The organism is Cupriavidus sp. 01T418 (genome assembly GCF_056398885.1).
Window position 1 is genome coordinate 76,524 of sequence record NZ_JBFTQG010000023.1, and the last position, 23,663, is coordinate 100,186.

General features: G+C 64.5%; 24 protein-coding genes and 1 rRNA gene. 15 read left to right on the forward strand and 10 right to left on the reverse strand.

All coding sequences use genetic code 11. From position 1 onward, the window contains the following. Positions 1-131: 131 nt before the first annotated feature. Positions 132-722: a CGNR zinc finger domain-containing protein gene (locus AC1DQ3_RS21610; protein WP_477122196.1), complete on the reverse strand. Its 591-nt coding sequence runs from the start codon at positions 720-722 to the stop codon at positions 132-134. 117 nt (positions 723-839) lie between these two features. On the opposite strand from AC1DQ3_RS21610, the gene AC1DQ3_RS21615 reads away from it, so the two are divergent. The 5 genes from AC1DQ3_RS21615 to AC1DQ3_RS21635 all read left to right on the forward strand — a co-directional run bounded on the left by AC1DQ3_RS21615 (position 840) and on the right by AC1DQ3_RS21635 (position 5,755). Further along, positions 840-2,099 (forward strand): alpha/beta fold hydrolase, encoded by a 1,260-nt coding sequence (locus tag AC1DQ3_RS21615; protein WP_477122197.1) that lies wholly within the window; start codon positions 840-842, stop codon positions 2,097-2,099. A gap of 30 nt (positions 2,100-2,129) precedes the next feature. Then, positions 2,130-2,930, forward strand: a complete 801-nt coding sequence (locus tag AC1DQ3_RS21620; RefSeq protein ID WP_477122198.1) for an enoyl-CoA hydratase/isomerase family protein — start codon at positions 2,130-2,132, stop codon at positions 2,928-2,930. 10 nt (positions 2,931-2,940) lie between these two features. Next, positions 2,941-4,128 (forward strand): fumarylacetoacetate hydrolase family protein, encoded by a 1,188-nt coding sequence (locus tag AC1DQ3_RS21625; RefSeq protein WP_477122199.1) that lies wholly within the window; start codon positions 2,941-2,943, stop codon positions 4,126-4,128. Positions 4,129-4,164: 36 nt separating this feature from the next. After that, positions 4,165-5,139 (forward strand): tripartite tricarboxylate transporter substrate binding protein, encoded by a 975-nt coding sequence (locus AC1DQ3_RS21630; protein ID WP_477122200.1) that lies wholly within the window; start codon positions 4,165-4,167, stop codon positions 5,137-5,139. A 136-nt stretch (positions 5,140-5,275) separates the two neighbouring features. Further along, complete coding sequence (locus AC1DQ3_RS21635; RefSeq protein ID WP_477122201.1) at positions 5,276-5,755, forward strand: VOC family protein; 480 nt, start codon at positions 5,276-5,278, stop codon at positions 5,753-5,755. A 130-nt stretch (positions 5,756-5,885) separates the two neighbouring features. Here the strand turns inward: AC1DQ3_RS21635 and AC1DQ3_RS21640 are convergent, their stop codons facing one another. Then, entirely contained in the window at positions 5,886-6,797 is a 912-nt protein-coding gene (locus tag AC1DQ3_RS21640) for a LysR family transcriptional regulator (RefSeq protein ID WP_477122202.1), read from the reverse strand. Between the two features lie 289 nt (positions 6,798-7,086). Between AC1DQ3_RS21640 and AC1DQ3_RS21645 the strand changes: the two genes are divergently transcribed. Next, positions 7,087-7,818, forward strand: a complete 732-nt coding sequence (locus AC1DQ3_RS21645) for a DNA/RNA non-specific endonuclease (RefSeq protein ID WP_477122203.1) — start codon at positions 7,087-7,089, stop codon at positions 7,816-7,818. A 201-nt stretch (positions 7,819-8,019) separates the two neighbouring features. Continuing rightward, complete coding sequence (locus AC1DQ3_RS21650; RefSeq protein WP_477122204.1) at positions 8,020-8,727, forward strand: dienelactone hydrolase family protein; 708 nt, start codon at positions 8,020-8,022, stop codon at positions 8,725-8,727. 47 nt (positions 8,728-8,774) lie between these two features. Here the strand turns inward: AC1DQ3_RS21650 and AC1DQ3_RS21655 are convergent, their stop codons facing one another. Together AC1DQ3_RS21655 and AC1DQ3_RS21660 are read right to left on the reverse strand one after the other, a co-directional pair. Then, a complete protein-coding gene (locus AC1DQ3_RS21655) occupies positions 8,775-9,497 on the reverse strand; it encodes an outer membrane lipoprotein (RefSeq protein WP_477122205.1) in 723 nt (240 codons plus the stop codon). Positions 9,498-9,648: 151 nt separating this feature from the next. Further along, complete coding sequence (locus AC1DQ3_RS21660; protein ID WP_477122206.1) at positions 9,649-10,101, reverse strand: MarR family winged helix-turn-helix transcriptional regulator; 453 nt, start codon at positions 10,099-10,101, stop codon at positions 9,649-9,651. A 216-nt stretch (positions 10,102-10,317) separates the two neighbouring features. Here AC1DQ3_RS21660 and AC1DQ3_RS21665 point away from each other — a divergent pair, with 216 nt between their 5' ends. Continuing rightward, positions 10,318-10,887: a YggT family protein gene (locus tag AC1DQ3_RS21665; RefSeq protein ID WP_477122207.1), complete on the forward strand. Its 570-nt coding sequence runs from the start codon at positions 10,318-10,320 to the stop codon at positions 10,885-10,887. 168 nt (positions 10,888-11,055) lie between these two features. After that, positions 11,056-11,334 (forward strand): hypothetical protein, encoded by a 279-nt coding sequence (locus AC1DQ3_RS21670; RefSeq protein WP_477122208.1) that lies wholly within the window; start codon positions 11,056-11,058, stop codon positions 11,332-11,334. A 137-nt stretch (positions 11,335-11,471) separates the two neighbouring features. Here the strand turns inward: AC1DQ3_RS21670 and AC1DQ3_RS21675 are convergent, their stop codons facing one another. Continuing rightward, the gene (locus AC1DQ3_RS21675; protein ID WP_477122209.1) at positions 11,472-12,401 is read right to left on the reverse strand and encodes a LysR family transcriptional regulator; all 930 of its coding nucleotides are present in this window, start codon (positions 12,399-12,401) and stop codon (positions 11,472-11,474) included. 162 nt (positions 12,402-12,563) lie between these two features. Here AC1DQ3_RS21675 and AC1DQ3_RS21680 point away from each other — a divergent pair, with 162 nt between their 5' ends. Further along, on the forward strand, positions 12,564-13,409 hold the full coding sequence (locus AC1DQ3_RS21680) for an IclR family transcriptional regulator (RefSeq protein WP_477122210.1): 846 nt from the start codon (positions 12,564-12,566) through the stop codon (positions 13,407-13,409). Positions 13,410-13,486: 77 nt separating this feature from the next. On the opposite strand, the gene AC1DQ3_RS21685 is transcribed toward AC1DQ3_RS21680, so the two are convergent. Continuing rightward, a complete protein-coding gene (locus AC1DQ3_RS21685) occupies positions 13,487-14,302 on the reverse strand; it encodes a phytanoyl-CoA dioxygenase family protein (protein WP_477122223.1) in 816 nt (271 codons plus the stop codon). Positions 14,303-14,521: 219 nt separating this feature from the next. On the opposite strand from AC1DQ3_RS21685, the gene AC1DQ3_RS21690 reads away from it, so the two are divergent. The 5 genes from AC1DQ3_RS21690 (at position 14,522) to AC1DQ3_RS21710 (ending at position 20,710) form a co-directional block, all read left to right on the forward strand. Further along, positions 14,522-15,442 carry an AAA family ATPase gene (locus tag AC1DQ3_RS21690; RefSeq protein ID WP_477122211.1) on the forward strand — a complete coding sequence of 307 codons (921 nt, stop codon included), beginning with the start codon at positions 14,522-14,524 and terminating at the stop codon, positions 15,440-15,442. A 6-nt stretch (positions 15,443-15,448) separates the two neighbouring features. Further along, the gene (locus tag AC1DQ3_RS21695) at positions 15,449-16,543 is read left to right on the forward strand and encodes a DUF58 domain-containing protein (RefSeq protein ID WP_477122212.1); all 1,095 of its coding nucleotides are present in this window, start codon (positions 15,449-15,451) and stop codon (positions 16,541-16,543) included. Beyond that, positions 16,540-18,570, forward strand: coding sequence for a transglutaminase TgpA family protein (locus tag AC1DQ3_RS21700; RefSeq protein WP_477122213.1), 2,031 nt, complete (start codon positions 16,540-16,542; stop codon positions 18,568-18,570). The genes AC1DQ3_RS21695 and AC1DQ3_RS21700 overlap by 4 nt, the downstream gene beginning before the upstream one ends. An 80-nt stretch (positions 18,571-18,650) precedes the next feature. Further along, complete coding sequence (locus AC1DQ3_RS21705) at positions 18,651-19,139, forward strand: MarR family winged helix-turn-helix transcriptional regulator (RefSeq protein ID WP_477122214.1); 489 nt, start codon at positions 18,651-18,653, stop codon at positions 19,137-19,139. Next, the gene (locus AC1DQ3_RS21710) at positions 19,136-20,710 is read left to right on the forward strand and encodes an MFS transporter (protein WP_477122215.1); all 1,575 of its coding nucleotides are present in this window, start codon (positions 19,136-19,138) and stop codon (positions 20,708-20,710) included. Before AC1DQ3_RS21705 ends, AC1DQ3_RS21710 begins: the two co-directional genes overlap by 4 nt. 219 nt (positions 20,711-20,929) lie before the next feature. On the opposite strand, the gene AC1DQ3_RS21715 is transcribed toward AC1DQ3_RS21710, so the two are convergent. The 4 genes from AC1DQ3_RS21715 to rrf all read right to left on the reverse strand — a co-directional run. Then, on the reverse strand, positions 20,930-21,250 hold the full coding sequence (locus AC1DQ3_RS21715) for a hypothetical protein (RefSeq protein ID WP_477122216.1): 321 nt from the start codon (positions 21,248-21,250) through the stop codon (positions 20,930-20,932). Between the two features lie 275 nt (positions 21,251-21,525). Continuing rightward, the gene (locus AC1DQ3_RS21720; protein ID WP_477122217.1) at positions 21,526-22,989 is read right to left on the reverse strand and encodes a DegQ family serine endoprotease; all 1,464 of its coding nucleotides are present in this window, start codon (positions 22,987-22,989) and stop codon (positions 21,526-21,528) included. Positions 22,990-23,097: 108 nt separating this feature from the next. Next, on the reverse strand, positions 23,098-23,406 hold the full coding sequence (locus AC1DQ3_RS21725; RefSeq protein WP_477122218.1) for a GIY-YIG nuclease family protein: 309 nt from the start codon (positions 23,404-23,406) through the stop codon (positions 23,098-23,100). A gap of 166 nt (positions 23,407-23,572) precedes the next feature. After that, positions 23,573-23,663: ribosomal RNA gene (rrf, locus tag AC1DQ3_RS21730) — 5S ribosomal RNA — on the reverse strand; the annotation flags it as partial.

The window sequence follows — 23,663 nt, forward strand, 5'->3', positions numbered from 1 at the left end:
GGAGCGGTAGCGGGTCGCCAGCCGATAGCCCCAGGCAGTGAACGAGTTGCACCTGCCGCGCTTCGTCGCTCGGGCATCACGCGAGCCGGACGGCCGCTCTCCCCGGTCGCCAACAGTGAGTTGCTTATGCCCTAATGGCTCGAGCGATATGTCGCAAGCTTCGAAAGGTTGCCACAACGGCTCATGGAACACCACTTTCGCCTCAGGCCTTGCGAGTCATCCAAAAATAGCATCGAGCATTTCGGATTTGCGCAGGACTTGACTCGCGCAAGAAGAGGCGAAGACAGCAAAGTCACAGCGTCGCGAGCAATCGTCGAGAGGGCTGCCGGTACAAACTCGTCGGCAGCCCAGCCAAGCTTGCAGGGAATGTTCAGATCACCAATACCCTCTACCGTCAGTTGGGGAGCCAGGTTAGGAAGCCTGGCAAAGGTATTCAGGACGTCTGCGTCCTCTTGCGCAAAACCTTGCCCCTCCATCGACGCGCGAACGAGACGGTAAATCGCCTCCCGCAGGCGTACCGCTTCGTGCAGGTCTTCGGCCGAGCATCTGACATCGGCATTTTGCCTTGTCTCGAAGCCGGCCTCCTGCAGCCATGCCAATAGTGATCCTGGTTCCTCAAGGAGTTCGACCCGTTTGGAGTACCGCTTACGACATGTGGCAACAAAGTCGAGACACCGTCGCCCCCCCACATACGCAAGTGCTTTGTAGCTGGTGTTTTCCACTTTCTTTCCTTGGCTTTCTCATCATCTCGACCGGGATTGTACCAATACGCATGAGTCTTGACACCTGTTCAACTGGTTATACAATGACACCACTTCAACCGGTTTCGAGAGAGAAGCATGAGCGACGACAAGACAGCGGGAGCCATTTCAGAATCAGGTGTGCAATACAAAGTCTGGAGGGAAGGGCCCAGGGGCTTGATAGCCCTCCTTCATGGGTTCCTGGACGATCGCCATACATGGCAAGGGTTCGCCTCGGCCGCCAGCCTGGACGGTTGGACGGTTGTTGCCATGGACTATGCGAAAGGTATAACGACCAACGCTCTCGACGCCTATGCGAGCCGAGTCGCCGGACTGATCGAGCAGCTCCGCGAGCCACTACAACCGGTTGTGGTGGTTGGGCATAGCATGGGCGGTCAGGTTGCCGAACTAGTAGCCGGAATGTCCCGGGTGGACGCTCTAGCGTTAATCCTCCCCGCGCCACTCCGTGGCTACCCACTGACCGCCGATCAGATGCAAGCCTTCCAGGCACTTGCAAGGCAGAAGGATCCGCAAGTGGTTGGGAAAGGACGCGCGGCACGGACATTCGAAGCTGCCCCTGACGCGATGCGAGTTCTTGTGGCATCGGCAGTGAACACGCCTGTCGACGAATCCCTGGTCGAATTGGAGGCTTGGGTGCAAGGACATCGACTGGGGGCAATTCCCTCACGCGTTTACGCCCCGACACTTGTCATTACCTCTGACGACAGATTCTTCTCGCCATCCTTTCTACAAGAAGCAGTGTGCTCTCGATTTGCAAATGTAAGCACGCAGCACGTTGCTGCGGCGGGGCACTGGCCGCACGTTGAACAACCTCGAGCCACCGCCGACGCGGTAGCCGCCTTCATTGCTGAAATCAAGCAGAACCCATCCGCCCCGCAGGTTGTCAGCGCGTCGAACCTCGACAAGACTGCCGAGGAATTCGAGGAATGGTTCTTCAAGCAATACGTTGACGCTTGGATATCCGTCGGTAACGGAACGGTAGAACCTGAGAACATGCTTCAGTTCTGGGGGGCGCCGCTTCATGCCGCAGCCATGGTGCGAACGCAGTGGCTCATGACTGAAAACGATGTACTGGCACAGATCCGTGCGACGCAAGCCCCCCTGAAAGCAAGCGGATACCGGACAACAAAAATACTGGACCGAAGGGTCACCGTATACAACCAGTCCGCAGCCTGTGTCGATGCAATCTGGTCTCGCCTAGGTGCGCAAGATCAGGAACTCCAAAGAGTTGCTACTCATTTCGAAGTGCATCGCACTGCCAACGGCTGGCGCGTCGTCGCAATGGCAAACACGCTGACAGACGCCGAAGAGCTCGCACAAGTCTGGCCAATTCGCTAAATCACTTCTTTTCAAGTTGGAAAATAGATCATGAGCATCGAAAAATTCGTCTCCTTTTCGCGCAAAGGTTCCATTGGTTATGTCACCCTGCATCGCCCTCCCGACAATCGCGCCAACCGTCAACTCGTTGCAGACCTGGGCGGCGCCGTGCGCGAAGCGGCGCTATCCGACGTTCGTGCTCTTGTGGTCGATGCGGAAGGGGAAAATTTCTGCATGGGCGGCGATTTTCGAGAATGGCCAACCTATGACTCCTATCAGAAGCGCAAGGAACGCTGGCAATTCTCTAACGGAATCCTATCCGCTCTCGAAAACCTGACCGTTCCCACGATCGCTTCCGTGCATGGGCGCGCGAATGGATTCGGCTTCGAGCTTGCCCTGCACACGGATTTCGTTATCGCTAGCGAACAGGCAAACTTCCGCTTTACCGAAGCGACAATTGCAGTCTTTCCTCTGGCAGGCGGTGTACAGCGTATTGCGGAGCGGGCGGGGCGGAACGTCGCAAACAGGATTGTCATGCTTTCGGAAAATCTCTCCGCAAGCGAGGCTCACAACCTCAATATTGTTTCCAAGGTCGTGCCTCATGAACGAATCGGCGACGAAACATTCGCCATGGCCAAGCAGCTCGCAGAAGGTCCTACCCGAGCGCACGCGGCCACCAAGGCGGTTCTCGCAGCTTGGGCATCGGGTGGGGTCGGTCACGCGGATCTCCAAATGATTGAGCTTATCCCTGTCGTTCTTGATAGTGAAGATGTACGAGCAGGGATCGATTCTGCAGCAAAGGCATTGGCTACAGGCGGCGTGCGGCCCGCTCTGACGTTTACTGGCAAGTGAGGCAAGCGAGATGCCCTTCGACCTGGACAAACTCTGTGGCGACGATCTCTTTGGGATTCAGTGTCTGCCGTACGGTATTTTCCATCCATCGGACGGCTCCAAGGCACGAATCGGAGCCCGTCTCGGTGACCATGTTCTTGATCTCTCTGGAATTCTTGGAGACGCCTACCTAGGCGCATCTTCACTTAACTCGCTCATGGAACAAGGCCGTGGTACGTGGAGCGAGCTGCGCGGGCGGATCATTGAGTCACTAGAGCGTCCGCGATTCCGCGATTCGGTTGTCAGGAATGCCCACTCACTCAATGACGTTCATCTAGGGATGCCATTCGAAGTAGCAGACTACGTTGACTTCTTCGCAAGTGAGCATCACGCGGTGAACGTTGCGCGACTCTTTCGCCCCGGGATCCCGCCTTTGCACGCTAACTGGAAGAGTCTCCCTGTCGGATATCACGGCCGAGCGGGAACGGTGTACCCATCTGGCGTGCCAGTGAAGCGTCCGTGGGGCCAGTCCGCATCAGAAGGCGGAAAGGCCATATACGGCCCAAGCGGAAAGCTCGATTTTGAATTGGAAGTGGGTTTTGTCGTGGGTCGCACATCGCCCATTGGCCAACCGGTGACAATCGACGAGTTCGATGATTACGTCTTCGGCGTGAACCTCGTGTGCGACTGGTCTGCACGGGATCTGCAAGCGTGGGAAACCTTTCCTCTTGGGCCATTCACCGGCAAGTCATTCTGTACCTCCATCTCGCATTGGGTTGTGCCGCTTGCTGCATTGGAGGGTGCTCGGCGGCCTCTGGTCCCCCAAAATCCACTTCCATCGTCCTACCTCAGGGGAGAGGTGGCTCCATGGGGATTGGATCTGGCATTGGAGGCAGCCCTCAACGGTGATTCCATCACCAAGCCAAATTTTCGCGATATGTACTGGTCACCGGCTCAGATGCTCGCGCATATGACCGTCAACGGCGCGCGAACAAGAGTGGGCGATCTATTTGCGTCCGGCACCGTCAGTGGGGCACAGGAGGACCAATTAGGTTGCTTGCTGGAGATTACAAAAAATGGCAATGCCCCGATAACGCTTAGTAACGGGGAATCAAGGGCCTACCTGGAGGATGGAGACGAGACCATTTTCACTGGACGCGCACTTTTGTCAAATGGATCGATGGTCGGCCTTGGAGAGGTACGCTCCATCGTTGCGTGATATCCAAATAAATATATGAATTCCCAGGAGACATCGGTGAACCATCGCGCACTGCGACTGACGGCGACATGCTTCGCTCTGGTCCTCTCTACACTCAATACTCAGGCAGCGGAGACTAATGCGTCGCCGCTGGTCATCAAGACCGGTTACGCAGCCGGCGGAGCAGCGGACACTGCTGTCAGACGAATCGCTATTCCGTTAAAGCGCATCACCGGGAGAACTATCGTTCCGGAAAATCTCGGCGGTGCCTCAGGTCTGCTTGCGGCGCAGTCGACACTGAGCGCCCCCACTGATGGCAACACTGCCGCTTGCCTTACCGGGGACGATCTTATGGGACTGTCGACGCTAAAGAAGAACGGAAGCGTGGGGGTGGATCAATTCAGACTCATCTATCCGCTGCGGATTTCGGATATGGCTTTGGTATCCACAATGAAGGAAGCTCCCAAGGGGGTTGATGAGCTCATTGCACTGAGCAAGAAACGTGAAAATAATCCTTATTCCTTCGGAAACTGGGGGCCTGGATCTCTTTCTCATATCGCCGCTCTGGATCTCCGTGCACAAACAAAAATGAATGGAATCGACGTGCCGTATAAAGGTGGTGCGTTGATATTGCAGGATATTTTGGCGGGGAATATTGACCTGGCATTTCTGCCTCTTAATGGTCAGATCATAGACTTGGTAAAAGCGGGGAAGCTTCATGTAGTCTTCATTGCCTCCGATCAGCGCAGCGTGCATTTGCCAAACTCTCCTGCGGCAGGAGAAAGCAAGCTCGTGAAGGACTTCCGATACAAAGTTTGGCCGGCCATCTTTGTGTCTCGAAAGACTCCCCAGGACGTTCAGAAGAAACTGCATGATGTCTTTGCCGCAGCCATCCATGACCCAGACTACCAACTTTGGGCCACGTCGACTGGAGCAACGCCCATGAGCCCAATGTCCATGGAAGATACGGATAAATTCGTGCAGGCAGAACTGGCACGGTTCAAAAGAGTTCAGCTTCAGATGAAGGATTAGCCTGGAATTGTCGGCCGGCTTCCAGGTGATGTCGCACCACACGGCGGACCATCGCGAAGCCGTGTTGGTGTCCCTGCAGACTGGTGTTATGTTGACGGTGGCGGATGCCGGTGCTCGACTCTTCAGGAGACACGAAATGACCAGCAAGAACACGATCTGTTTGTGGTACGAACGCGACGCCCTTGACGCCGCAAACTTCTATGCCGAAACATTCCCCGACAGCGCTGTCGGCGCCGTCCTCTACGCGCCGGGCGACTACCCCGACGGCAAGCAGGGCGATGTCCTGACGGTTGAGTTCACCGTCGCTGGCATCCCCTGCCTCGGGCTGAACGGCGGCCCGCATTTCAAGCACAACGAGGCCTTCTCGTTTCAAATCGCGACGGACGACCAGGCCGAAACCGACCGCCTGTGGAACGCGATCGTCGGCAATGGCGGCCAGGAGAGCGCATGCGGCTGGTGCAAGGACCGGTGGGGATTGTCATGGCAGATCACCCCGCGCGCCCTTACCGCGGCGATATCCGACCCCGATCGCGTGGCGGCCAAGCGCGCATTCGAGGCGATGATGACCATGAAAAAGATCGACATCACCGCGATAGAGGCGGCACGGCAGGGCTGACCAGACCAGTGCGGTTAATGTTTGATCGTCGTCAAGGCGACCAGACCGGTCCGTGCAGCCTGGTATCCGCTGGGGCTTTGAAGCCTGTGACTGAGTAGATTGCGCACGGTCACCCTGCTGTCGATCCGGCTCAGGGCGGCCTGGCGACGCCCTTGCCGATGAAGTACGCCACCAGCGTGTCGAACACCAGACGGATGCGCATCGGCACCGGACTGCGGCGCGAGCGATAGATATACAAACCCCAAGGTGCCGGCGCGTGGCGGTCCAGCACGCTGACCAGGCGGCCCGAGCTCAGATGGGGTTGCGCGAGGTAGTCGGGCAACTGGCCGTAGGCGAGTCCGGAGAGGATCGCCTCCATCTCGGTCTCCGGATCGTCGGTAAGAAAGGCCGAAGAGCGCGGGTTGAACTGCTCGCCCTGGGCAAAATACCATGGCCAGGCCCGGCCGCTGCTGCGATCGATCAGGCCGGTGGTGGGCAGCGCGGCCAGCCCGGCCAGGTCGGCCGGCTTGCCCACGCGCGCCACCAGCTCCGGCGTGCCCACCACATGGAAGCCCACCCGCGTCGTCATGCGCGCCACCAGCCGCTGGTCGCGGAACATGCCGAGGCGCAGGCCGATATCGATTTCATCGTCGACCACATCGGCGACCTGGTCCGAGAGCCGGATATCGAGCGTGATGCCCGGATGCGCGAGCGCCACCTGCCGCAGCGCCGCCAGCAGATGCAGCCGGCCGAGCGTGCTTGGTGCGGTGATCCGCACAGTGCCCTTGGGTTCGGAATCGGAGCGGCTGGCCGGATGCGCGAACAGGCCGTCGACCTCGAGCAGCGCCGAGCGCGCGCGCTCCGCCAGCCGCTCGCCGGTGGCGGTGATGCGGATCTGCCGCGTGTTGCGGTGGAACAGCGGCTCGCCCACGGCCTCCTCGAGGTCCTTGACCGCGCGCGTCACCGTTTGCGGCGACGTGCCCAGCCGCGTCGCGGCGGCCTTGAACGAAGCCGACTCCGCCGCCGCGCAAAAAATCCTCAGCATTTCCAGCCGGTTGAGCATGGTGGGTTGCGCCGTGGAAATGCAGGCGCCTGGTGATGATGCAGAGCGCGATTATAGAAGCAGCCGCGGGCGGAATGAGAACCCTCTCATTGACGCATTGGCCCACCCCCCTCGCCCATTGCGCCCCAGTCTGGCAGAATGCCCGACGCCCGCGGCCCGGGCCCGACTATTGTCCGGGCGCCGCACGGCCTGCCTCGCGTCCATGCGGTCGCCCTGCGCGGGCTCAACTGTCCTGAACACCCGCGCCACGCCTGCGGTGTTCACCCTGTCTTAAGGATTCCGTTCCCCGATGAAGAAGCTTTTCCTCTCGCTGGCGCTGTGCCTGACCTCGGGCCTGGCCAGCGCCTCCGGCTTTTCCGAGTGCCCTCAGTTCTTCGCCCGGCACGCGGTACCCAAGCTGCCGGCTTCGCCGGAACTCAAGCTGCGCGCGCTGTGCTACGACGCCTTCGCGGTCATGCACTCCGGGCGCAGCAAGACGCCGCTTTTCGTGGCCGAACGCCTGTCGCGCGCGCAACTGCTCGATGCGAAGGACGAAGAACGCACCAACCGCTTCTTCTCCGATGCGCGCCTGCCGCGGGCTGAGCGGGCGGAGCTGGACGACTACCGGGGCAACGAAGGCCTGGACCGGGGTCACATGTCGCCCGCGGCCGACCAGCCGACCGCGCAGGCCATGGCACAGTCCTTCACGCTGGCTAACGTGGTGCCGCAATCCAGCCAGAACAACCGCAAGGCGTGGGCCTCCATCGAGAAGGCGACGCGCAAGTATGCGATGCGCGCTACAGGCGACGTCTATGTCATCACGGGCCCGGTGTTCGACGGAGACATACGCACCATCGGCAGCGGAAGAGTCTGGGTCCCCACCTATCTCTACAAGCTGGTCTATGACCCGTCGACGAACCGGGCCTGGGCGCACTGGATCGAGAATACGGACACCGCGCGGCCAGGCAAGCCGATCTCCTATGGGGAACTGGTAAAACGAACCGGCATCGAGTTCCTGCCCGGCGTTCAACCCGCAAGCTAGCCTTGCGCCAACGCCGCAGTGGCGTGGCGCACGTGGCCTTGGAGCGTGCTGCGGCGCAGCAGGGATGATAGGGCGGTGAGCCGCCTTGCACGCGAGGATTGGTACAATCTTCATTGCCTCAAATGCAGATTGGTACCGTCTTTATTGTCCCTGTCCAATCATTTTTGCCTCTAGCTGTTGCCACCGATGGAGCAAGCCAGCATGCCGAACAAGAACCAATGGATCCGAGTCGAAACCGAGGGCGGCGCCTTCGATGCGTACCTCGCCTTGCCCCCCGCCGGCAACACCGCCAACGCGCCGGGCATCGTGCTTGTGCAGGAAATCTTTGGCGTCAATGCGCATATTCGCGCGGTAGCGGACCAGTACGCGCTCGACGGTTATGTGGTGCTGGCCCCCGACGTGTTCTGGCGCCAGGCGCCGCGCGTGGAACTGGGCTACGCCGGCGAGGACTGGGCGCGCGCGGTGGAACTGCGCCAGAAGACCGATGTGGAACTGACGATGAAGGATATCGCCGCAACCGCCAAGGCACTACGCGCCCAGCTCGGCGCGGGCGCGAAGATCGCCGCGGTAGGCTACTGCTTCGGCGGCCTGGTGTCCTATCTGAGCGCCGCGCGCGGCCTGGTCGACGCAGCGGTGCCCTACTACGGCGGCGGCATCCAGAACAATCTGCAGGAAGCCGCCAACATCAAGGTGCCGGTCCAGTTCCACTATGGTGCTCTCGACGCGCATATCCCCGCCGAGGCGGTCGAGCAGGTGCGCGCGGCGGTGGCCGGCAACCCGAAAACGGAAATCCACGTCTATGCCCAGGCCGATCACGGCTTCAACTGCTGGGCCCGCGGCTCCTATCACCAGCCCTCCGCGGCGCTCGCGCATGGCCGCGCGCTGACCTTCCTCGCCGGCGCGCTGTAAGCCGGATCGGCGCAGCCGCCCGGCTGCGCCGCCACCACCACACACTGTCAGTAGGGCATCGCCACGCCGTTCTGCACCTTGACCCGGTCGCCGTTGCGCAGGTTGTAGGGCGTCGACTGGGTCAGCGTGAGATAGCCGTTATCGGTGGTGCGCACACGGATTCGATACGCGGGCGGCGCCGTATTGGCACGCTTCTCGACCTCGTTGCCGGCCAGCGCGCCGGCCACGGCGCCACCGATGGTCGCTATCGTATTGCCGCGGCCGCCGCCCACCTGGTGGCCAAGCAAGCCACCGACGGCACCACCGATCAGGGCGCCGGCGACGCCGCCTTGCGGCTGTCCGGGCAACATCTCGATGGATTCGACCTGGCCATATCGAACGCCATAGGCATCGCCGCCGTACACGCCCTGGGTGGGAGCAGCCTGCTGGTAACCCGCTTGCGGATAGCCCTGCTGCGGGTAGCCCTGCTGCGGGTAGCCCTGCTGGGGATAGCCCTGCTGCGGATAGCTCTCCTGCACCGGGGCCTGCTGCGGGTAGCCCGCCTGCGGATAATCCGGCTGGGGGTATGCCGGTTGCGAGGAGCCCTGCTGCGGATAGGCAACAGGATAGGCGTCGCTTGCCTGCATGCTGCTGCCATACGCGCCAGAGTTGCCATAAGTCCCGTAGCCGCCATACCCGCCGCCATAAGGCGCGGTCACGCAACCGGCCAGGGCGCCAGCAGCAAGCAAGGCAAGCGCGCCGGTACGAAGAGGGAAGGAAGGGAAAGGCATCTGGAGCTCCTGCGGATATCGCGAGTTGTGGTGCGCGCGAGTCTAGTGCCGCGGGAGCGCCTCGGGTGTCACTGAGCCTTGTGATTGGTAACCACCTGTAACGGCGTGCCCGTGCCGGGTCAAAAACCCGGGCGGGCTTCTTCAGCCTGGCTCAGGCGCGCTCCGCGCCATCGTCATTGAAGGCCGTGAGACGCGCCACGCGGAAGGTGCCGCGCAGCGATTCCAGCTCGCTCCGGTGCAGCATGGCCAGCCGGTTCAGGAAACGCTCGCCCTTTGCCAGCAAATGGACTTCCACGATCCGGCGGTCGTCCGGGTTGGACTTGCGCTTGACCAGGCCGGCCGCCTCGCAGCGGTTCACCAGCGCCACCACGCCATGCTGCTTGGCTTGCAGGCGCTCCGCCAGTTCGCCGATCGAAGCCCAGTCCTTGCCGGTGCAGCCGCGGATATGGAGCATCAGCAGGTACTGCTGCACGGTCAGGCCTTCGTTGTGCGCGGCGTCTTCGGAAAACCGCAGGAAACGCCGCAGCTGGTAGCGGAAATCGGAAAGCGCTTCGAACTCCTGCTTGGCGAGCGGGGAACGGGATGCTGCAGGCTGGCGGGTCATGGGGTGGCAGCGTCTGGACGCTGGGGGAACTTGGCTCGACGCTCATTATAGGGGTTGGCTCGGGGGGTACCGCCGGCGTTTCCCCCGGCACCGGCGCGGGCCTGCGCGCAATGGCGGCCGCGGTTTCGACCGCCGCCGATGCGGGTATGGCAGAATCTGTGCGTCCGTAGACACTCCTGCCTGCCGACATCACTACTGCCACCGGAACCGAAACCGATGTTCACGGAAATCGCCCTTTTCCTGCTCGATACCGTCTTCACCTTGTTCGGCATGGCGCTGCTGCTGCGCCTGTGGATGCAATGGACACGGCTGCCCACGCGCAATCCCGTCTCGCAAGGCGTATTCCAGGTCACCGACTGGCTGGTGCGGCCTTTGCGCAGGGTGATCCCCGGCCTTGGCGGCATAGACTGGGCCACGCTGATCGGCGCCTGGCTGACCGCCCTGGTGTTCCTGCTGCTGGTGCTGCTGCTTTCCAGCGGCGACCTTCTGACCTATCTGCCGCTGCTGCTGCTGATTGCCGTTCTCAACATGCTGAAATGGGGCATCAGCATGGTGATGTGGGTCACGCTGCTGATGGCGATCCTCTCCTGGGTCAATCCGCATTCACCGGTCACGCCCGCCATCAATCACCTGACGGAGCCGCTGCTGCGCCCGATCCGCCGCGTGCTGCCGCGCCTGGGCGGCTTCGATATCTCGCCGCTGGCGCTCTTCGTGATCGCACAGATCCTGCTGATGGTCATTGCCCGGCTAGGCGCAGGGCTGTTTGGCGCACGTTTCGCCCTCTGACCCAAGCCGGCACCGGGCACGGACAGCCGCCCGGGACAGGGTCTGGGCGGTATTGTCCAAGCCGGCGAACAGTGTTTTGGTGATTGGCGCTTTTTCCTAGGCAGAAGGCCGCCTACATTACGGTCAACGTGGAACACACCACGTCTTGCCAGAAGGAAAAGCCGCATCATGAAGTCCCTCGCACAATCCCGCACCCTCGCCGTCAGTCTCCTCTGCGCCATCGGCCTGTCGATGGCTGCCGCCTCCGCGCACGCCAGCACGCCGGTTTCCGATCTCGCCCGCCTCGACGGCAGCATCGGCCGTACGTTCGACACGTTCACCGACGGTGCCCGCACCGGCCCGCGTGATCCGTTCACGGACGGCGCCCGCACCGGCCCGCGCGACCCGTACACCGACGGTGCCCGCGGCGTGAACGAACCCCGCAGCAGCTTCAGCGACGGCGCCTGAGTGCAACCCGGAATTCACGAGGAATGGAAGAGACAGCAGCTGAAACCGTCAAAAAAGGTAGCCGCAGCATAGTCAGGCGGCAACGGGCCGGCCTGCAAGGCGCCCCTTGCGCATTGACCCCGCAGCCGCGCCAGCCCTCACGGGCCGGGCGCGGCTGACTCGTTTCCGTCCGGCAGTCCGGAGGCCATCATGGCTTCCACCGCCTCCATGAACACGCGCACCTTGCGCGGCTGCAGCCGGCGGTCCGGCAGCAGGGCAAAGACGCGCAGCGGCGGCGGCGGGTAGTCCGGCAGCACCTTCACCAGCCGCCCCTGGGCCACTTCCGCTTCACAATAGATCAGCGACAGGCGCGCAATGCCCAGGCCGGCCAGCGCGCCCTGCAGCCGCAATTCGGCGTTGGCGGTCTGCATGCGCGGCCGGATGGGCACCGCCACACGCTCGCCCTCGCGCATGAACTCCCACATGTCGTCGCCGGGTGTGGTCAGGGTAGGCAGGTTGGCCAGGTCTTCCGGCAGCAACTGCGGGTGCAGGCCCGCGGCCAGCGCAGGCGCCGCGAATAGTCCGCGCTCGACGAGATAGATACGCCGCGCCACCGTCCCGGAGTCGGGCAGGTCGGCATCCACGGCGACAAAAGCCACATCGAACCCATCGCGGATGGGATCGACCATACCTTGCGTGATCTCCACCTTCACGTCGAGCGCCGGATGGGCCGCCAGCGTGCGGCAGATGACGCCGCCGAGCTGGTGCGCGCCGAATTCGTAGGGCGCGGCGATGCGCAGCACGCCTTGCACGCGCTCCTCCCGCGCCAGTGTTTCCTGGCGGATCTCGCGCAGCCGCGCGAACAGCGGGGCCACGTCGCGGTACACCGCGCTGCCGGCATCGGTCAAGCGCATGCGCCGCGTGGTGCGCTGGAGCAACTTGGAGCCGATCGCTGACTCCAGCCGCGCCACGGCCGCCGAGACCCGGGACTTGGGGCAGTCGAGCTGCTCCGCCGCGGCCGTGAAGGTGCCCTGCTCCACCACGCAGCAAAAGGCCTCCCAATCATTCCACTGGATTGTCTCGTTCACCGGGCAATGTTTCCTTTACAAGCTATGTTTCCCAAACGCGCGACATTATGCGGCAGCCTGGGGGCCAGCGCCCGCTCCCATCAGTGCCACTGGCGTACTGCCCGCATTTCCTCTACCCTTTCGGCCTTTCCGTGCGTATTCGGCAACCAGCCGAACTGACCGATGGCCAGCCCTGCCGCTTCCGACAATCCCGATCACCCAGCCACGGACGCTTCCGTGGAGCCCGCCGCCGCGGGCGCGGAGAAGCCGAGCGATACCTATGTGCAGTCTTTCGCACGCGGGCTCTCGGTCATCCGCGCCTTCGACGCGCAGCACCCGGCCCAGACCCTTAGCGAGATCGCGCAGGCCAGTGGCCTGACCCGCGCCGGCGCGCGCCGCATCCTGCTGACGCTGGTCGGCCTGGGCTATGTGCGCGCCGACGGCCGGCTGTTCCGCCTGACGCCGAAAATCCTCGACCTTGGTTTTGCCTACCTGACCTCGATGCCCTTCTGGAACCTGGCCGAGCCGATCATGGAAGCGCTGTCGCAGGAAGTGCATGAAAGCTGCTCGATCTCCGTGCTGGATGGGAGCGAGATCGTTTATGTGCTGCGGGTGCCTGCGCGCAAGATCATGACCATCAACCTGTCCATCGGCAGCCGGCTGCCGGCCTATTGCTCGTCGATGGGCCGCGTGCTGCTGGCGGGCCTGCCGGACAAGGAACTCGACCGCGTGCTGCGGGCCAGCGACCTGCGCGCGCGGACCAGCCGCACCGTCACCGATATCGACGCGCTCAAGGCCATCATCGCCGGCATCCGCGAGCGCGGCTGGGCGCTGAACGACCAGGAACTGGAGGAAGGGCTGGTGTCGCTGGCGGCGCCGATCCGCAACCGCACCGGTCAGGTCATCGCCGCTATCAATATTAGCGGCCAGGCCAACCGCACCAGCGCCAACGAAATGGCCGGCAACTTCCTGCCGCCGCTGCTGGCCGCCTCCGAGAAAATCTCCAACCTGGTCGGCCTGCGCACCTGATGCGCGCGGCATGACGGCATCCCCCGCAGGCCGGCCATGGCGCCAGCCTGCGATCAGCCGGGATCGGTGGATGCTGGCTAGCCTGCCGCGGGCACGGGCAGCGCGACGCTGCCGAATTCGGCCGAACGCGTGCCCGGCAGCGGGTGATTRCCCGCACCGAAGTACGCAAAGGCAGCCGACATCTTGACCGCTTCGGAGACGTTCTGGCCCGCGCTGTGGAACAGCCGGCTATCGAAGAACAAGACGTCCCCGCGCTCCAGGGCCAGGGGCTGCACGCCGTGCAGCAGGGCCTGGCTGGCCGGATGCGATTCGATCAGGAATTCCGCCGCATCGAGCTGGCCCGGTTCGAGCGCCACCGTGTGCGAACCGGGGATCACGCGCAGCACGCCGTTGCTCTCGTCCTCGCGGCCCAGCGCCAGCCACACCGTCACCAGCTCAGGGCGGGCAAACGACCAGTAACGGGTATCGCGATGCCAGCCGGTCTGGCTGCCAAAATGCGGATGCTTGGTCATCACGCAATTGTGATGTGCCAGCGTCAGGACCGGCGGCTCGCCGAGCAGGGTCGCCACGACCTTTGTCAACGCGGGGTCGGCTGCCCATTGGCGAAACACCGCGTCGCGCCCGTAGGCCTGCCGCAGGCGCCGCACCGTGCCTCCGCCCGCTGCATCGCGGCTGGCGGGCGCACCGGGATAACCCAGCTCGGCTTCATATTCCACAGGCGGCACCGCCGCCGCCAGTTGCTCGCGCGTTACCTGCTCGATCCGGTCGCAGAGCTGCGGCGGGGCAAAGCCGCGCAGCACGATATAGCCATCGGCGTGAAAGGCACGGTTGAGTTCGTCGAGTTCCGTGGCGGCAGGGGCGATGGCCGAAGCGGCGGGAGCCGTGGAAAGCATGGAAGGCGTGGAAACCGCGTTGGAAGCGGCGTCCGGCGATGCAGCAAGCGGGGAGTTCATTGCAGGGGATGTAGGGTTGGCAGGGCCGACAACCCGATAATGCCAGAAGCCGGGCCATCCGGCGCGCCCGGCATGTTGAGCGTGCGCAAACAGACTGTTCCCCGATACGCGTGCGCCGCTACAATGGCCGGGTCCTTCCCACGACCCGCAAGGCCTCAAGTGACAGCTCGCCCACGCATCGTCGCATCGCTCTCCGAGGCGGAAGCCCAGCTTGGCCGGATCGTACTGGGCAAGCCCAGGGAAATCCGGCTGGCGCTGGCCTGCATGCTGGCGCGGGGCCATCTGCTGCTGGAGGACCTGCCCGGCGTGGGCAAGACTACGCTGGCGCATGCGCTGGCGCGCACGCTCGGCCTGCAGTTCCAGCGTGTGCAGTTCACCAGCGACCTGCTGCCGGCAGACCTGATCGGCGTTTCCGTCTTCGTGCGCGACAGCGCCGAATTCCGCTTCCATCGCGGCCCGGTGTTCGCGCAGGTGGTGCTGGCCGACGAGATCAACCGCGCCACCCCCAAGACGCAGAGCGCCTTGCTGGAAGCAATGGCGGAGGGCCAGGTCACGCACGACGGCGTCACCCATGCCTTGCCGTCCCCGTTCTTTGTCATCGCCACGCAAAACCCGCTGGACCAGATCGGTACGCACGCCCTGCCCGAATCGCAGCTCGACCGCTTTACCATGCGCCTGTCGCTTGGCTATCCCGATCCGGCCTTCGAGCGCGTGCTCTACCTTGGCGGGGCAGCGCCCGCGGCTGGCACGCCGGTGATGGATGCCGCGCAGGTGGACGCGCTGCAGCAGGCCGCGGCCCAGGTCTATGCCAGCCCCGCCCTGGTGGACTACGCCCTGGCCCTGGTGCAGGCCACGCGCGCCAGCGCGGCCTATGCGGCCGGGCTGTCGCCGCGGGCGGGCCTGGCATTGCTGGGCTGTGCCCGCGCCTGGGCGCTGCTGCACCAGCGCGATATGGTGCTGCCCGAGGACATACAGGCGGTCTTCGTGCCGGTTGCCGGCCACCGGCTGCTGCCGTCCGGCGGCACCGGCGATGGCCAGCAGGCGCTGACCCGCCTGCTCGCCGACGTCGCCATTCCCTGAGCCCGGATGTCGCGCAGCCGGCCGTTTTCGTCGCCGCGCACGGCCACCCCGGCCGCCCCGGCCACACATGGGCGCTGGGCATGGGCCTCGCCACCCTGGCTGCAGCGTCAGCGCGCGCCCCGGCAGGGCGTGGTGACGCTCGATCGCCGCCACTTGTATATCCTGCCCAGCCGTAGCGGCCTGGGCTTCGCGGTGTTGCTGCTAGCCATGCTGCTGACCTCGCTGAACTACAATATCAGCCTGGGCTTCGCCCTCACCTTCCTGCTCGGCGGCATCGGCATGGCCTGCATGTGGCACGCCTACCGCAACCTGCTCGACATGACCGTCGCCGGCGCCAGCGCGGCGCCGGCCTTTGCCGGCGAGCCCGCTGCCTTCAGCGTGCGCATCGCCGGCATTGCCGGCACCGGCTCGCCGGCGCGCATCGGCGTCGAGGCGAGCCTGCCGGCCCAGGCCGGGGCGCAGCCAGCCAGCCTGAGCCTGGCCCGGGATGCCAGCGGTCTGCTCACGCTGCACCTGGCCACCAGCCAGCGCGGCTGGCTGGCTCTGCCTCGCGTCACGCTGTCGAGCCGTTTTCCTTTAGGCCTGTTCCGGGTATGGAGTCATGCCGACCTGCCGCTGGTCGCGCTGGTCTACCCGCAACCCGAAGCAGACGCGCCGCCGCCGCCGTTCGCCGCGCAGCCCGACGACGAAGGCGCGGCACCCTTGCCGTCGGACGATGGCATCGACCAGTTGCGGCGCTACCGCAGTGGCGACCCGCTGCACCGCATCRCCTGGAAACACAGTGCGCGCACCGGCCGCTGGCTGAGCCGCACCGGGCAGGCCGGCAGCCAGCCAGCTTGCTGGCTGGACTGGCACGCGCTGCCGCCGGCCCTGCCCACCGAGGCGCGGCTTTCCCGCCTGTGCGCCTGGGTGCTGGCCGCTGGCGACAACACGGAGATCGGGCTGCGCCTGCCCGGCGTGGAAATCCCGCCAGGCCGTGGCGGCGCACACCGCCGTGCCTGCCTCGAAGCCCTGGCCCTGTGGCCTGGCAGGGCCGGACAAAGCGCCCCGGGGATGGCGCAGGGAATGACGCCGAAAGTGGCGCAGGAAGACGCGAGGTGAAGCTGCCTGCGCGCCCCCTCGCACATGATGAGCATGGCTTGCTGCTGGGCCAGCTGGCACTGGTGCTCGCGCCGCAGGCACGCGCGCTGCCGGTGACCATCAGCGTCTTGCTGGTCTTGCTGATGGGCTGGCGCTGGATGCTGTGGCGCCAGCGCGCACCGTTGCCCTCGCGCCTGATGCTCGGGCTGGTCGCCGGGCTGGTGCTGCTGGTGGCGGCCTCGCTGGTCTGGCAAGCCGGCGGCAATCTGGGCCGCGACCTCTCGGTCGCACTGCTGGGCGCCTTCGTCGTGCTCAAGCTGCTGGAATGCCGGGTGGTGGCGGACGCCACGCTGGTGACCCAGCTTTGCTTTTACCTGCTGCTGAGCCTGTACCTGTTCGACCAGCCTTTCTGGCTGGCTTTGTATAGCCTTGCCATTGCTGCCTGGCTGCTGCGCAACTGGCTGTTCCTTGGCCACCCCGAAGCGCGCGGCTATCTCGCGGTATGGCCGCTGCTCGGCCGCCTGACACTGATCGGCCTGCCCTGGGCACTGCTGCTGTTCGTCTTGTTCCCGCGCCTGGATCGCCCGCTGTGGCAGCTGCCGCAGGCCGAGACCGTGGCCACCACCGGCATCAGCGACACCATGAGCCCCGGCAGCGTGAGCCAGTTGACGCAGTCGACCGAAGTCGCGCTGCGCGCCGACGTGGAAGGGGGGCCGCTGCCCGCCAGCGCGCTGTACTGGCGCGCCCTGGTGCTGTGGCAATTCGACGGCCAGACCTGGCGGCCGGCGCCCTTGCGCCAGCGGCGCGCGCAGCCGGCACCGGGATTGCCGGACGCCGATCAGGCACCGGCGTACTCCGCAGGCAAGGCATCCGCGAGCGGCATCGTCGTCTACAGCATCACGCTCGAACCCAATCAGCACCAGTGGCTGTTCCTGCTCGACCGTGGCCAAGCAATCGCCCCCGGTACCGCCACCGTGGTCAACGTGGACGGCGAGTTTTTCACCAGCGGGCCCATCGACCAGCGCCTGCGCTATCGCGCGCGTTCGGCCCCGGCTGCAGCGGAGGCGCTCGATCTCCCGACACGGCAACTGGCTTTGGCGCTGCCGCCCGGCAATCCGCGCAGCCGGGCGCTGGCCGCCGAATGGGCGGAACAATACCCGTATCCCGAGCAGCGGGCGCGGGCTGCCCTGCGGCTGTTCGCCGCGGCGCCATTCAGCTATACGCTATCGCCCGCGCCGCTTGGCCGCGAGCAGGTCGACAGCTTCCTGTTCGACACCCGGCGCGGATTCTGCGAGCACTACGCCAGCAGTTTTGTCTTCCTGATGCGCGCCGCTGGCGTGCCGGCCCGGGTGGTCACCGGCTACCAGGGCGGCGAGTACAACCCGATCGGCGGCAACTACATCGTGCGGCAGGCCGATGCCCATGCCTGGGCAGAGATCTGGCTGGAGGGGCGCGGCTGGGTACGCGTCGACCCCACCAGCGCGGTGGCGCCCAGCCGAATCGAACAAGGCGTCGACGCCGCGCTGGAGGCCAGAGAAATCGCGGCGCTGCGCGCGCTGCGGGGGCCGGGATGGCTGCGAAACCTTCGCTGGGGCATGGACGGCATGGTCTACACCTGGCAGCGTTGGGTGCTGCAATACGATCGCGGCCAGCAGTCCCGGCTGATGCGACAGCTCGGCATCGATGACGGTTTGCCGCAGGCGCTGCTGGGCGGACTTGCCGCGCTGAGCTTGCTGGCGCTTGTGCCCCTCGTGCTCAGGCGCCGCCAGGCTGATCCCGTGCAAGCCATGTATGCCCGTTTCTGCCGCGACCTGGCGCGCCACGGGTGCGTGCGCGGACCGTCGGAAGGGCCGCGGGATTTTGCCGCCCGGGCCGCGCGCCGACTCCCAACTGCCGCGCAGGCGGTGCAGGACGTCAGCGAGCGCTACACCCGGCTACGCTATGGCCGCCTGAGCCCGGCGCTGCATGCCGATGAACTCGCGGGCCTGCGGCAAGCATTGCGGCGGCTGTCCCGGCGCCTTGCAAGCCGGGGAATATCCCAGCCCTAGTTTGTTTCAAGTGATATAATTACGCCTGTAATTAAATGGCTGATGCGATTTCTTGCGCCAGCGTCACCTGATTCCCCGCCATGTCATTCGAAGACCGCATCGACCGCTTCTGCGCCAGCCATCCGGAAGCACCGCGCGACCTTATCCTGGCCTCCCGGCTCCTGATGCGCACCGCGCGCCTGCTGCGCCGCCATATCGAGCGGGCGCTGGCGCCGTTCGAGTTGGACCTGCAGCAATACCTGGCCATCAGCATGCTTGCCACCGACAAGTCCCAGCCCAGCCTGCCGTCCGAACTTGGCATCACGCTCGACACCACGCGCACCCAGATGACCCGGCTGATGGACGGCCTGGTGGCGCGTGGCCTTGTGCGCCGGCACGCCTCGGAGCAGGACCGCCGCAGCACCGAACTGGTACTGAGCGCTGCGGGGCTGCGCCTGCTCGAGCGCGCCGCGCCGGCTGTGCACGCTGCCTACGCAGAGGCCTGGGGCCCGCTGGGCGAAAACGGCCTGGCCACGGCCACGCGCGCCCTGGACCGCATGCACCAGAACCTGCTCGTGCTGGAGCCATGAAGACAGCGCCTGCATTGCATCCGCTGCGTTTGGGATTTCGGTGGCTGCGCCTGCTCAGCCACCGGCAGCGCCAGACGCTGGTCATGCTGCTGCTGGCGCTGGCCACGGCGGTGGAATTCCTCGAGAACATCATGTTCGTGTTCGCGTCGAGCCACATCGTCGGCGGCATCAATGCCGACCCGCGCAGCTTCGCCCTGGTCCAGGCCGCCTATGCCGTGGGCAGCATGCTGATGATCCTCAAGCAGCAATGGCTGGCACAGCGCTTTGGCTATCGCTATTACCTGACCGGCGCACTGCTGATCTTCATGGCGGGCACGCTGGCGGCGGCCACCAGCCATTCGCTGCCGCAGCTCGCGGGTGCACGCTTTGTGCAAGGCGTGGGCGGCGGTGCGCTGTTTACCAGTTGCCGTATCCTGGTCAATGTATTGTTTGCGCCGGCGGACCGGCCGCGCGCAATGCGTATTTTCGTACTCGGCATTTTTTCGGCATCTGCGCTTGCGCCCGCCATGGCGGCGGAGCTGATCGAGCACGGCGTGTGGCAAGACGTGTTCTATGGTGCGTTGCCCTTCGCCGCGCTGGCCGCGCTGGGCGCCTGGCTGCTGCTGCCCGATGCCGAGCCGAACGAGAATGACACGGGCCCCGCGCTGGGCCCGCTGCTGCTCTTTGGCGCCGCCATGGTGAGCTTGCAGGCCGCCATGGCGCAAGCCCGCTTCGATATCTTCTCGCACCCGCTGCGGCTGGCCCTGATCTGCGCGGTTGGTATCGGCCTGCTGATGTGGTTCCTCTGGCAGCAATGGCACCACAGCACGCCCGTGCTCCATCTGCGCGCGCTGCGCAATCCGGTCTACCTGACCGGGCTGGCCATGTACTTTGTCTATTACCTGATCAGCAACCTGAACGGATACCTGTTCCCGATCTACGCCGAGCAGGCGCTCCGCATGCCGCTGGAGACCACCGGCTGGCTCAACACCTTCGCGGCCACGGTGAGCCTGGCGGGCATCGTCATCTACCTGCGCCTGGCGCCGCGGCTGCCGCACAAGAAGCCGCTGATGGCGAGCGGTCTCCTGCTGATGGGTGGCGCGGCGTGGTGGTTTTCCGCGATGCCGCCCGACCTCGGACCGGCGGTGCTGGCCTGGGGGCTGGTCGGCAAGGGTCTGTTTGGCGCGATGGTCATCATCCCGGTTGCGGGCCTGACGTTTCGCTCACTGGCCGGGGGCGATTTCGCCCACGGCTATCGCAGCAAGAACCTGTTGCGCCAGATCGCGGCCTCCTTTGCGTCCGCGCTAGGCGCGGTACTACTGCAGAACCGGCAGTTTGCCGTGCATACCAGCCTGTCCAGCGCGCTCGGCCAGCATACGGCGCAGGCGCAGCAGTGGCTGGAGGCAACGCAGGCGGCATGGGGTGCGCGCGGACTGGATGCGGGCCACGCCCACCAGGCCGCGCTCGCGCAACTGGCTGGCCTGGTGGATACACAGGCCAGGCTGATCGCGTGCGAGGATCTCTACCGGCTGATTGCGGTGCTTGCCGTAACGGGAGCTGTCTTCATGCTGGCGCAACGCCGTCTCGATTGAACCTGAACTGCGCTTGCCGAAAGCTGGGAGTCTGGCGCCGGGGGAGTGGCAGGTCTGTCTGCCGTGCTGGCCGCGCCATAGCAACGCGAGGGGCTGGCTGGCCGTACCGGAGCGGCTCGCTCCGGTAAAACGCGGCGCCGGGCGCGCGCGGGTACTGTCCTGTATTACCGTGTATTGCCGGGTACTGCCTTCTGCAAAAACGTTCGGCCGGCGTGCCGGTCAGAACAGCGGCAACTGGCGCATGCCAAAGCCGATGGTTTCTTCCACGCGCATGCGGGCATGGGCGAGTGAGCCTTCCGCGCCGGAATAATTGCCGGCTGCCCAGTGATAGACCACCGGCATATCGCCGCGATCGGACAGGCGGACTTCGCCCAGCTTCTCGCCGCGCTCGTTGCGGTAGAAGTGCGAACGGTAGCCACGCTCCCAGTGAGGGACAGCTTCAGCCTTCTTGCGCCGGCGCGGGGCGGGCGTGACTTGCGGCAGGCGCCGCACTCTTTCGGTACCCGTGGTCGCGGACGTCCGGGTGAAATCCAACTGCATAGACTTCCTTGTGTCATCGAGTCAGCAAGACGATTTCGCATCAAGGGCCGGGGCCATCGCGGCGTGTCTTGCGTCGCAGTCGAGATAATACCTGTTACCGAGCGTTCTGACAGCCCTATCTGCACCGGAATTCGGCGCCCACCAAGGCTTGGCGGGTCGACACGTATACCTTCGCGCCGACCCGCCCATACTTCATGCCGATGTTAACACCGCGATTAACCCTGTGGTTAACTCTGCTGTTAACTCGTCTGTTAACTCTGCTGTTAACTCCATTCTCAACCCAGGTCGAGAGGGATAAAGATCCGGCTATCGTCGCGCTGCACCAGCAGTGCAACCTGCTTGCCCGACTTCGCCACCAGCGCCCTCAACTGGTCCGCCGAACTGATCGGCGTGCCGTTGATCGACAGGATGACGTCGCCCGGCTGGATACCCACCTTTGCCGCCGGGCCCGCGACATCCTCGACCACCAGTCCGCCGTCGATGCCACTGTCGCGCTTCTCCGCCGGGCTCAGCGGACGAACCGCGAGGCCGAGCTTGCCGCCGGCGTCATTGGCGGGACTCTTGCCGGCGACTACCGAATCCTTGGCCGTGCCGACCTTCACCGTCAGCGTCAGGGGCTCGCCCTTGCGGATCACCTTCAGCGAAGTCTGCGTGCCCGGAGCCATGTCGGCAACGTGCTCCGGCAAGTCGCCAGAGTGGTCGATGACGTCGTTGCCTAGCTGCACGATCACGTCGCCCGGCTTGAGGCCTGCCTTGGCCGCCGGGCTGTCCGGCTCCACCGAGTTGACCAGCGCACCGCTAGGCTTTGGCAGCCCGAACGATTGCGCCAGGGCCTGGTTGACCTCCTGCACGCCGATGCCGAGGCGGCCGCGCGTGACCTTGCCGTGCGCCACGAGTTGCCCCTGCACCTTGGTCGCCACGTCGATCGGGATCGAGAACGACAGGCCCTGGTAACCGCCGGTCTGGCTATAGATCTGCGAGTTGATGCCGATCACTTCGCCCCGCTGGTTGAACAGCGGGCCGCCCGAGTTGCCGGGATTGACGGCGACGTCGGTCTGGATGAACGGCACGTAGGTGTCGTCGGGCAAGGAGCGCGACTTCGCGCTGACGATGCCGGCGGTCACGGTATTCTCGAAGCCATAGGGCGAACCGATGGCCAGCACCGGTTCACCCACGCGCACGCGCGCGGGGTCGCCCAGGCGCACGGTCGGCAGATCCTTGGCGTCGATCTTGATTACCGCCACATCGGTTTGCGTGTCCGCGCCCAGGACCCTGGCCTTGAATTCGCGGCGGTCAGTCAGTTTGACCGTCACTTCCTGGGCGCCATCCACCACGTGCGCATTGGTCAGGATCAGGCCGTCGGGGCTGACGATAAAGCCCGAGCCGAGGCCGCGCACTAGTTGCTGCTGCCCATTCTGCGGGCCCTGGAATTGGGGGCCGAAGCGCTTGAAGAACTGGAACAGGGGATCATCCGGGTCCATGCCCTGCGGCACTTGTGCCGAGGTGCGCTGGGCGCGTGCCGTCACGCTGATATTGACCACGGCCGGGCCGTATTGGTCGACGATGCTGGAGAAATCGGTGGGCGCGGCCACAGCCAGGGGTTGTGCCTGGGCCGTTACGGGCGCCTGTGCAGCATATCCCGGCGTGATGACTTCCTTCTGCAGATAGGTGTACCCCCCGGCAAGGGCCGCCAGGGCAGCTATACCGATGGCTGAGCGTACAAGCGTCTGGCGGATCATGGCATTTTTCCTTGATTGGTTACCTCAGACGTCCGGGCTAATTGGACGCGACAGGACCATGCTAAAGGGCAATCCTTAAACCAGCCTTAAGGAAACGGCCGGTAGCGCTCAAGCAGGATCAGGATCGGCGCCGGTGGCTTGCGTCATCGCTATCATCAACTGCATGCAAAACATACGCTTCTGCGCGGAAGTCATGCGTTTTGCCGCCGCCTCGGCCTTCGACGCTTCGGAGCGATTCTCAAATCGCTGCCAGCCCAGGATCCTGATCGGCTTGCGCGATCGCGTATATTTAGCGCCCGTTCCCGCCAGATGCTGGGCAAAGCGCCGTTCGACATCCGTGGTGATACCGGTGTAGATCGTGTTGCCCTCGCATTCGAGCAGGTAAAGAAACCAGGAGGCTTCGCCGTCGGCAGGCATTCGGAATGATTTGAGAAAGGGGCGCAACAGGGGGACGGAGTCACGATTATGCGTGCTGCTGCCGTCCGGCGCAAAGCGCCAAATGGCCTTGGCCTAATCGTTGCCATGTCGCCGCCGCAAAAGCAAAACCCCCCAGTACTTTCGTACTGGGGGGTTTCAAGGGAGAGCCTGGCGATTACCTACTTTCACACGGGTATCCGCACTATCATCGGCGTGGAGTCGTTTCACGGTCCTGTTCGGGATGGGAAGGGGTGGTT

Bases quoted from the DNA above. Each gene is read 5' to 3' on its own strand.
- AC1DQ3_RS21615 (WP_477122197.1), top strand. From the start codon at position 840: ATGAGCGACGACAAGACAGCGGGAGCCATTTCAGAATCAGGTGTGCAA.
- AC1DQ3_RS21620 (WP_477122198.1), top strand. From the start codon at position 2,130: ATGAGCATCGAAAAATTCGTCTCCTTTTCGCGCAAAGGTTCCATTGGT.
- AC1DQ3_RS21625 (WP_477122199.1), top strand. From the start codon at position 2,941: ATGCCCTTCGACCTGGACAAACTCTGTGGCGACGATCTCTTTGGGATT.
- AC1DQ3_RS21635 (WP_477122201.1), top strand. From the start codon at position 5,276: ATGACCAGCAAGAACACGATCTGTTTGTGGTACGAACGCGACGCCCTT.
- AC1DQ3_RS21640 (WP_477122202.1), bottom strand. From the start codon at position 6,797: ATGCTCAACCGGCTGGAAATGCTGAGGATTTTTTGCGCGGCGGCGGAG.
- AC1DQ3_RS21645 (WP_477122203.1), top strand. From the start codon at position 7,087: ATGAAGAAGCTTTTCCTCTCGCTGGCGCTGTGCCTGACCTCGGGCCTG.
- AC1DQ3_RS21650 (WP_477122204.1), top strand. From the start codon at position 8,020: ATGCCGAACAAGAACCAATGGATCCGAGTCGAAACCGAGGGCGGCGCC.
- AC1DQ3_RS21655 (WP_477122205.1), bottom strand. From the start codon at position 9,497: ATGCCTTTCCCTTCCTTCCCTCTTCGTACCGGCGCGCTTGCCTTGCTT.
- AC1DQ3_RS21660 (WP_477122206.1), bottom strand. From the start codon at position 10,101: ATGACCCGCCAGCCTGCAGCATCCCGTTCCCCGCTCGCCAAGCAGGAG.
- AC1DQ3_RS21665 (WP_477122207.1), top strand. From the start codon at position 10,318: ATGTTCACGGAAATCGCCCTTTTCCTGCTCGATACCGTCTTCACCTTG.
- AC1DQ3_RS21670 (WP_477122208.1), top strand. From the start codon at position 11,056: ATGAAGTCCCTCGCACAATCCCGCACCCTCGCCGTCAGTCTCCTCTGC.
- AC1DQ3_RS21680 (WP_477122210.1), top strand. From the start codon at position 12,564: ATGGCCAGCCCTGCCGCTTCCGACAATCCCGATCACCCAGCCACGGAC.
- AC1DQ3_RS21705 (WP_477122214.1), top strand. From the start codon at position 18,651: ATGTCATTCGAAGACCGCATCGACCGCTTCTGCGCCAGCCATCCGGAA.
- AC1DQ3_RS21710 (WP_477122215.1), top strand. From the start codon at position 19,136: ATGAAGACAGCGCCTGCATTGCATCCGCTGCGTTTGGGATTTCGGTGG.
- AC1DQ3_RS21715 (WP_477122216.1), bottom strand. From the start codon at position 21,250: ATGCAGTTGGATTTCACCCGGACGTCCGCGACCACGGGTACCGAAAGA.
- AC1DQ3_RS21720 (WP_477122217.1), bottom strand. From the start codon at position 22,989: ATGATCCGCCAGACGCTTGTACGCTCAGCCATCGGTATAGCTGCCCTG.
- AC1DQ3_RS21725 (WP_477122218.1), bottom strand. From the start codon at position 23,406: ATGCCTGCCGACGGCGAAGCCTCCTGGTTTCTTTACCTGCTCGAATGC.